Source organism: Synechococcus sp. 63AY4M2 (assembly GCF_002760475.1).
GTDB lineage: Bacteria > Cyanobacteriota > Cyanobacteriia > Thermostichales > Thermostichaceae > Thermostichus.
The window spans coordinates 2,364,742-2,373,175 of sequence record NZ_AXUX01000001.1; the positions used below are offsets into that span (position 1 = coordinate 2,364,742).

Annotated in this window: 8 protein-coding genes and 1 pseudogene; 8 read left to right on the top strand and 1 reads right to left on the bottom strand. The window is 61.1% G+C overall.

Going from position 1 to position 8,434, the window contains the following annotated elements; translation table 11 throughout:
- Window positions 1–56: 56 nt before the first annotated feature.
- Window positions 57–1,493, bottom strand: coding sequence for a Fe-S cluster assembly protein SufB (sufB, locus tag SYN63AY4M2_RS10565; RefSeq protein WP_099887366.1), 1,437 nt, complete (start codon window positions 1,491–1,493; stop codon window positions 57–59).
- Between the two features lie 131 nt (window positions 1,494–1,624).
- Here sufB and sufR point away from each other — a divergent pair, with 131 nt between their 5' ends.
- The 8 genes and pseudogenes from sufR to SYN63AY4M2_RS10605 form a co-directional block, all read left to right on the top strand.
- Window positions 1,625–2,353 (top strand): iron-sulfur cluster biosynthesis transcriptional regulator SufR, encoded by a 729-nt coding sequence (gene sufR, locus SYN63AY4M2_RS10570; protein WP_099887367.1) that lies wholly within the window; start codon window positions 1,625–1,627, stop codon window positions 2,351–2,353.
- A gap of 50 nt (window positions 2,354–2,403) precedes the next feature.
- Window positions 2,404–2,529: a hypothetical protein gene (locus SYN63AY4M2_RS14395; protein ID WP_255322479.1), complete on the top strand. Its 126-nt coding sequence runs from the start codon at window positions 2,404–2,406 to the stop codon at window positions 2,527–2,529.
- Between the two features lie 87 nt (window positions 2,530–2,616).
- Window positions 2,617–3,972 carry an efflux RND transporter periplasmic adaptor subunit gene (locus tag SYN63AY4M2_RS10580; RefSeq protein ID WP_099883714.1) on the top strand — a complete coding sequence of 452 codons (1,356 nt, stop codon included), beginning with the start codon at window positions 2,617–2,619 and terminating at the stop codon, window positions 3,970–3,972.
- 546 nt (window positions 3,973–4,518) lie between these two features.
- A complete protein-coding gene (locus SYN63AY4M2_RS10585) occupies window positions 4,519–5,589 on the top strand; it encodes a 3-deoxy-7-phosphoheptulonate synthase (RefSeq protein WP_011431000.1) in 1,071 nt (356 codons plus the stop codon).
- A 201-nt stretch (window positions 5,590–5,790) separates the two neighbouring features.
- Complete coding sequence (locus SYN63AY4M2_RS10590; protein WP_011430999.1) at window positions 5,791–6,396, top strand: tRNA-(ms[2]io[6]A)-hydroxylase; 606 nt, start codon at window positions 5,791–5,793, stop codon at window positions 6,394–6,396.
- A 25-nt stretch (window positions 6,397–6,421) separates the two neighbouring features.
- A complete protein-coding gene (locus SYN63AY4M2_RS10595) occupies window positions 6,422–7,756 on the top strand; it encodes a HAMP domain-containing sensor histidine kinase (protein ID WP_011430998.1) in 1,335 nt (444 codons plus the stop codon).
- A 301-nt stretch (window positions 7,757–8,057) separates the two neighbouring features.
- Complete coding sequence (locus tag SYN63AY4M2_RS10600) at window positions 8,058–8,300, top strand: CBM20 domain-containing protein (protein ID WP_099812927.1); 243 nt, start codon at window positions 8,058–8,060, stop codon at window positions 8,298–8,300.
- 54 nt (window positions 8,301–8,354) lie between these two features.
- Window positions 8,355–8,434 (top strand): annotated as a pseudogene (locus SYN63AY4M2_RS10605) (IS607 family transposase); the annotation flags it as partial.

Below are 8,434 nucleotides of genomic sequence, written 5' to 3' on the forward strand. Positions count from 1 at the left end.
CTAGCTGCGCCAGACCCCTCGGCAATGGACAACAGGCAGGATCCCTTGCCAAGGATCTAGCCAACGGATCCCTCTAGCTTCAGGCTCAGCAGCCGATCCGCCTCGACGGCAAACTCCATCGGCAGTTGGTTGAACACCTCGCGACAGAAGCCGCTGATGATCATGGACACGGCGTCTTCTGTGGAGATACCGCGCGACTGGAAGTAGAACAGTTGCTCTTCTCCGATCTTGGAAGTTGAGGCCTCGTGCTCGACCTTGGCGGTGTGGTTTTGCACCTCGATGTAGGGGAAGGTGTTGGCGCTGCACTGATCCCCAATCAACATGGAATCGCACTGGGAAAAGTTGCGGGCGCCCTCTGCCTTCGGCCCAATTTTTACCAAGCCGCGGTAGCTGTTTCTGGAGTGCCCTGCCGAGATGCCTTTGGAGATAATTCTGCTGCGGGTGTTGCGGCCGATGTGGATCATCTTGGTGCCCGTGTCGGCCTGCTGGTAGTGGTTGGTGAGGGCCACTGAGTAGAACTCGCCCACCGAGTTTTCCCCCACCAACACACAGCTTGGATACTTCCAGGTGATGGCCGAGCCGGTCTCCACCTGCGTCCAAGAGATCTTGGAGTTGGCCCCCTGACAGAGGCCGCGCTTGGTCACAAAGTTGTAGATGCCGCCTTTGCCGTTTTCGTCGCCGGCATACCAGTTCTGCACCGTCGAGTACTTGATTTCGGCGTTGTCCAGGGCAATCAGCTCCACCACCGCCGCGTGCAGTTGGTTGGTGTCGAACATGGGGGCCGTGCAGCCCTCCAGGTAGCTGACGTAGGATCCCTCGTCGGCAATGATCAGGGTGCGCTCAAACTGGCCCGACTCGCTGTTGTTGATACGGAAATAGGTCGAGAGCTCCATGGGGCAGCGCACCCCCTTGGGCACGTAGACAAAGGAGCCGTCGCTAAATACCGCCGAGTTCAGCGCCGCGTAGTAGTTGTCGGCAATAGGCACCACCGTACCCAGGTACTTACGCACCAGCTCGGGATACTCCCGCAGCGCCTCCGACATGGAGCAGAAGATGATCCCTTCCTTGGCCAGCTTCTCCCGGAAGGTGGTGGCCACCGAGACGCTGTCGAAAATGGCGTCCACCGCTACATTGGCCAGTCGCTTCTGTTCAGACAGCGGGATCCCCAATTTTTCAAAAGTCTCCAGCAGCACCGGATCCACTTCGTCCAGGCTCTTTTTCTTCTCCCGCACCTTGGGGGCCGAGTAATAGACGATGTTTTGGTAGTCAATGGGGGGGTAGGTCACGTTTGGCCAAGTGGGCTCGCTCATCTTCAGCCACTGGCGGTAGGCCCGCAGCCGGAACTCCAGCATGAAGTCCGGCTCCCCCTTTTTGGCCCAGATTTGGCGAATGATGTCCTCGTTTAGGCCCTTGCCGATGGATTCTGAAGGGATGTCGGTAACAAAGCCGTACTTGTAGGGCTGGTCAACCAGGGCGCGGACGCTCTTAGACATGGGTGGCTCTCAAGTAGGGATTAGAAGCGCGCAAGAACAGACGGGCAACTAAAACAACATAGTTGTTGCTTAACTAATCCTCAAGTTACTTTAGCAATGATCCCGTTGTCAAAATAGGCAGGAGGACAACGGTGAACCGAGCACGTAGGATCGCCAGCCAGGCTACCCAGCCTACTTCCAGTAAGCAGGCTATCTTGATCTACCTGCGCAAGGCAGGACAGGCTACTGCCCAAACCCTAGCAGAGCACTTGGGCATTTCTCCCCAAGCCATTCGCCGCCACCTCAAGGATCTGGAGGCGGAGAGACTGATCCGCCATGTCGCTCAACCCAGCGGCCTTGGCCGTCCCCAGCACTTCTATCAGCTTAGCCCCCAGGGGGAAGCGCAGTTCCCTGCCCGCTACGACGAGTTTGCCCTGGGCCTACTCAACACGCTGGCCGAAACCCTGGGATCCGAACAGATGGGATCCCTGCTCCAGCAGCAGTGGCAGCGCAAAGCCCAAGAGTACCAAGCCCAGATGGGATGCGGATCCCTGGCCAAGCGGCTGGAGCGCTTGGTGCAGTTGCGCCAGGCAGAAGGCTACATGGCGGAGTACTACCCCTATCCCAACCACCTGGCTGCCCCCAGGCCAGCAGAAGGCTCTGAGCAGTATGTCGAGCAGTACGTCTTGGTGGAGCACCACTGCGCCATTGCCCAAATTGCCCAGCGTTTTCCCAGCGTCTGCGGCCACGAGCTGGAGATGTTTGCCGCCGCCCTGCCCGACTGCCGGGTAGAGCGCCTCACCTGGCAGGTGAACGGAGAACACCAGTGCGGCTACTGGATTGCCAGGATGGGATCCCCTCCTAGACCCAGCCACGAGTAGCAGTAGGTGGCGGCTTCGGAAGACAGGCAAGAGCAGCTATAGCTCTGGCCGTGCAAGGGCCATGGGTCAGTTGGCTCAAGTCCGCCTTTGAGCAGTATTTCCTAGCCAAGATGCGCTGGGGGTGGGCGGTGCCTTGGTTTGAGCGCCTCAGTTTGCAGGGGGTGGGGCTCTCATAGAGCCCATCTCCAAGCCATTGGGAGATTTGGTCTTTCCTTAGCCTCTTTCTCTCGTCACTCTCAAGTTACGCCTTGGACACTTGCACTATGGAAACTCAAGTCGGCAGGTTGCACCAACAAAGGTTTTCCGGCTGGAGCTGGGGCCACCTGGGCTGGGCGCTGCTGTTCCTCTCGCTAGGGGGGCTGGGCGGCTGGCTGCTGGGATCCCAAAGCCGGCCCGGTCCAGGGGTAGCCGCTTCGGAGCTTCCCGTCAGCGAGACGGAGTCCTTGGAAACCGCCAAGGCCGCCCCGTTGGCCACGATGGAGGTCAAGCCTCGGGAAATCGGCCAAGAGCGGATTCTGGTGGGCAGCCTAGAGGCTGTGGAGCGCACCTCCCTCAGCAGCCGCATTGTGGGCCGAGTTCTGGAGCTGCCGGTTCAGGAGGGGCAGCAGGTGGCGGCCGGATCCCTGATTGCCCGTCTGGATGTCAGCGATGTGCAGGCCGCCCAGCAACAGGCCCAGGCCCAGCGGCAACAGGCTGAGGCGCAACTGCAGCAGGCCCAAGCAGGCCTTCTGGCCGCCCAGGCAGGGGTGAGGGGAGCGGAAGAAGCCTTGCGCCAGGTGCAAGCCCAGAAGCAGCAGGCGGAAGCGGAGCTGCAGGAGGCCCGTTTGCACCAAGAACGCATGCAGAAGCTGCACGCCGAAGGGGCCGTGGCCCAAGCCCAGGTGGATCAGGCCAATACGCGGGTAGCCGTGCTCTTGGGCCGGCTGGCCCAGCTCGAGGCCGGGATCCAGCAGGCCGAACAGGGATTGACCCAAGCGCGGGCCCAGCTTGCCCAGGCCAAAGGCCGGATCCCTGAGGTGCAGGCGGCCATGGCCCAGGCGCAGGCGGGGGTGGCACAAGCCCAAGCCAACCTGGCCTACGGAACCCTGGTTGCCCCCTTTGCCGGCGTCGTCACCCGCAAGTATGTGGAGGTAGGGGCTTTGGCGGGGCCGGGCCAGCCGATAGTGGAGCTAGAAAGCAGCGAGCGGCTGCGGTTTTCCGTGGCTGTGCCCGAATCGCTGGCCGGCCAGATCCGGGTGGGACAAGGGGTGCCCATCAGCATCGACAGCCTCAACCAAACCGTGGAGGGAGCCATTCGCCAAATCATCCCCAGCGCCGATCCCAGCTCGAGAACCGTGGAAGTCAAGGCGGAGATCCCTCCGCTCCCCGGAGCCATGCCGGGCATGCTGGGCCGTCTGAAGTTGGCAGGAGAAACCCGCCAAGCCCTGCTGCTGCCCCAGACAAGCCTGGTAGAACAGTTCGGCCTGACGGGCGTGTATCGGCTGGCGGACGGCAAGCCGCTGTTTACGCCGGTGGCGGTGGGATCCCGCTATGGGGATCTGGTGGAGATCCACGCCGGGCTGCAGCCTGGAGACGAGGTGATCCAGGAAGCGGCTGCCGTTCGGGCCGGATCCTTCTGAAGCCTGTTTTCTGGGACAGAAGCCCAGAGTCCTGCTGACTGTCTTGGTTTCCGCCGGGCTTGCGGGGCTTTCGCCGCTGCGGCCCTGTCAGGCTGAGGCAGCGGCAGGAAGTTCCTAGTTGCCCTGAAGCTTTTCTCCTCGCACCGCTTGCAACAGCGTCGCAGAGCGATGGCTACGGGGCGGGCAAGCCTCTTGAGCTGGGTGGGGGAAAGCCGTCCTCTGGGCTGCGCCCGGGGAACCCTGGGAGCGACCCAGAACCTGAGCCCGTCTTGGCAAATCCAGTTTCTTTTTGGGTATACTTCCGCTATACTCATCTCGTACAGATTCCGAGTTCCTTCCCCTGAAGATGATCTTGCGCGCTCCCTTTTTTGGCTACTTTACCTTTCCCTGGCAGCGACCAGGGCGGAAGGGTGGCGCGTAAACTATAAAGCCTAGGTTTACCTGAGTCAGTCCTGAAGCCCTGAGCCCAGTGCCAGGGCTTTTTTGATGGCTCGACAGCTCAATCCCTCACTTGCCCATCCCTTGGACACAATGAAGGACAGTTCTATGCCCCCCCAAACCGACAACTGCAACATCCAAGAGGTGACTCCCTTGATTGCCCCTGCTGCTGTCAAGGCCAAGCTGCCGCTGACGGAAACGGCAGCCCAAGTGGTGCTCTCCACGCGGCAGGCCATTCGCGACATCATCCACGGACGGGATCTCCATCGCCTGGTGGTGATCGTCGGCCCCTGCTCCATCCACGATCCGGAAGCGGCCTTGGAGTACGCCCACCGCCTCAAGCGGGTGGCCGACCGAACCCGCGAGCACCTGGTGATCGTGATGCGCACCTATTTTGAGAAGCCGCGCACCACCGTGGGCTGGAAGGGGTTGATCAACGATCCCCACCTGGATGGCTCCTGCGACATTGCCACCGGCTTGCAACTGGCCCGCTCCATCCTGCTGCAGATCAACGAGCTGGGCCTGCCCTGTGCCACCGAGATGCTGGATCCGGTGACCCCTCAATACACCGCAGACCTGGTGAGCTGGGCGGCCATCGGCGCCCGAACCATCGAAAGCCAGACCCACCGGGAAATGGCCAGCGGCCTCTCCATGCCCGTGGGCTTCAAAAACGGCACCGACGGGCGGCTGGAAATTGCCCTCAACGCCATCTTGTCTGCCAGCCACCCCCACAGTTTTCTGGGCATTGGCCAAGACGGCATGACGGCCTTGGTGAAAACCACCGGCAACCCGGATCGGCACATCGTGTTGCGCGGCGGCGGCGGCAGAACCAACTACGGCCCGGAAGATGTGGCGCGGGCGGCGTTGCTGATGAAGGATCAAGGGATCCCGCGCTCGGTGATGGTGGACTGCTCCCACGACAACTCACAGAAGGACTACCGCCGGCAGGGATCCGTCTGTCGGGCGGTGCTACAGCAGTACCAAGCGGGGCAGCGGGCCTTGATGGGGCTGATGCTGGAGAGCAACCTCAACCCGGGCAAGCAAACCTGGCAGGAAGGGGCGCCGCTCCAGTACGGCGTTTCCATTACCGACGGCTGCATTGGCTGGGAAGAGACCGAAGACCTGTTGCAGGAGATGGCGGCGGTCGTAGCAGGGAAAACCTTGGCTCTGAGCCATTGAGGCGGGGGCCAGCCTTCTGAAAAATCCCCGAACTCCCCTCTCCCTCTGGGAGAGGGGCCGGGGATAGGGACAACTGCTGCCAGAGCGTCAGACGGGATCCAAGACTTAGAAAGGGGTACGCCGGCAAAGCTAAGATCCGATTAACCCAGTTCCGTTCCCTGCTCCCGCAGCGGGCAGGGTGGGTCAACCTGGAAGCTGTTGATGCCTGAAACCTCTTCTGACCCTGTGCCGACGCTACAACTGGCCTCGCCGACTTCTGCGGCCTGGATCGACCAAGCCATTCGTCACCTCGACCTTATCTTGTTGGATCACGCCAACTGCGAGAAAAAAGCGGCGGGCAACGCCCTTAGTTTGCTGTTTCGCTACCCGGCCAACGGGCGGCTGGTGGAAGCGCTGTCGCCGCTGGCGCGGGAGGAGCTGCAGCACTTTGAGCGGGTGCATCGCCACCTGCAACGGCTGGGGATCCCGATCAGGCCCCTCTCGGCTGCTCCCTACGCCAGCCGTCTCAACCAGCACCTGCGCCGCTCCGAGCCGGAGCACCTTTTGGACGCTTTGCTGGTGGCCGCCATCATCGAGGCCCGCAGCCACGAACGCCTGGGCCTGCTGGGGATCCACGCCCCCGACCCGGAGCTGCGGCAGTTTTACCTCTGGCTGGCGGCGGCTGAAGAGCGGCACTGGCAGTTGTATCTAGACCTGGCGCTGGAGCAGTTCCCCGCTGACGAGGTGCAGGAGCGGCTGGACACCCTGCTGCAGGTGGAAGCGGAGATTTTATCGACCCTTCACCCTGAGCCTCGTGTCCACAGCTAACCCATCCCCTTCCCGCGCAACCCCCATGTTCCAGGCAACGCGGCGGTGGTTGGCCCTCTGGTACACCGTGGTAACAGGGGTGTTTTTGTTGCTGTTTGCCGGCAGCTTCTACTGGTATGTGCAGTCAACCCTGATCGAGCGGGTGGACGACACGCTGGGCCATGTGGTGGAAATTGTCGAGCGCTCCCTGGTGGTGGACGAGAGCCTCTTGGATCCACAGCAGGCCCGCCAGAGCTTAGAGGCCAGCTTTCGGGATGATCCCAGCACCCTGGAGGACGACCACATCGACCTGGAGTGGTTTGATCCCCAGGGATCCCTCATCTGGTCCACGGTGCCCGGCGGCATCCCTGCCCCCCTGCTGACCGAGGGATCCCTGCACACCGCCCGCATCGCGCCTGGGTATTGGCTGCGCCAGTTCACCGAGCCGATCCTGGCCGGTGGGAAGCTGCTGGGGTATTTGCGGGTCAGCCACCCCTGGTTTGAGGTGAGCAAGCCGACACGCCAGCTCATTCGGGATCTCAGCCTCTGGGTAGTGGCCAGTTTGGCCTGTGTGGGGGGAATCGGCTGGCTGCTCTCCGGTTTGGCCATGCAGCCCATCCGCCAGTCTTACCAGCAGCTCAAGCAATTTACCGCCGATGCCTCCCACGAGCTGCGCAGCCCCTTGGCCAGCATTCAAACCACGGTACAGGTGGCTTTGGCCGATCCGCACCTGGACGCCGACACCCGCCAGCGCTGGCAGATGGTGGAGCGGCTGTGTTTGCGGCTGGGCCGCCTGGTGGACGACCTGCTGTTTCTGGCCCGCCACGACAGCGGCATGGTGCCTTTCCAGCCCCGCTGCTGTGCGCTGGATGCTCTGCTGCTGCAGGTGGTAGAGGAGTTGCAAGGGCTGGCCAACCAGAAAGGGATCCACCTCAAGCTGGACATTGTCACCCCCGACGAGGAAGCAGAGGGCTATCCCTTCGCCTTTTGGGGAGATGAAGACCTGTTGGCCCGCCTGTTCACCAACCTGATCGAAAACGCCCTTCTCCACACTCCCTCTGGCGGCGAGGTGCAGGTGCGCCTTAGGCAGCGGCTGCGCTCCGGATCCCCAGAACTGGTGCTTCAGGTGCAAGATAGCGGGCCGGGGATCCCACCCCAGGCGCTGCCCCACCTGTTCGACCGTTTCTACCGGGTGGATCCGGCCCGCAGCGGGGATCCCAATCGGCGGTCGGGATCGGGTTTGGGGCTGGCCATTGTCAAAAGCATCGCCGAGCAGCATCGGGGGCAGGTGCAGGTGGAGAGCGAGGTGGGGCAGGGATCCACCTTTGAGGTGATTTTGCCCCAGCGACAATTGGAAACTTGCACTCCAGAAACCCTCTGAAAGTGCTCCAGAAAACAGACAATTCTTGGACAGTATGTTAAGTTCAAGCTAAAGTTCAATTGTTCTTTACTTAGAGAGCTTTACTTTGGGGCTTTAGGTCTTTTTTGTGGCCTTCTGTGTTTTCTGTTTGCGGATCTGAGAACTTCTTTTTTTTAAAACTCAGGATAGGCCAGACAAGGCGGAACTGGATCGCAGCTTTTGTTTTCTCTTACCAGTTGTCGGCAGGGTAATAAGCCAACTGATCAAGCCTGTCTATCTACCGGCAAATCCAGAATAGGTTCCTCTCCCTCTCCTTCGGAAAATGTATCGCTTTCAAGTTCGCGCCACCACTCAGCCCGGCGATCGAATTGCCCTGGTGGGATCCAGCCCTCAACTGGGCGCCTGGGATCCCTGCCGCTGTGTTTGGCTGCAGACGGATCCCGATCGCTACCCGCTCTGGTGGGTGGAGTTGCCATTAGGCCCGGCAGATGGCACTTCTAGCCCACTGTCCTCTGGGGAGGGACTCGAAGAAACCCCTCGACTGGAGCATGACTCTAGTCAATGATATGCTGGACTATACTGAAAATAATGTACAATATGTTCAGTATGGCTGCTTGGTATGGCTAGGTATGTAAAACCGAGAGAAGCGGCGGATTATTTTGGGGTGTGTCTCCACACCTTGAGGCGATGGGAACAGAA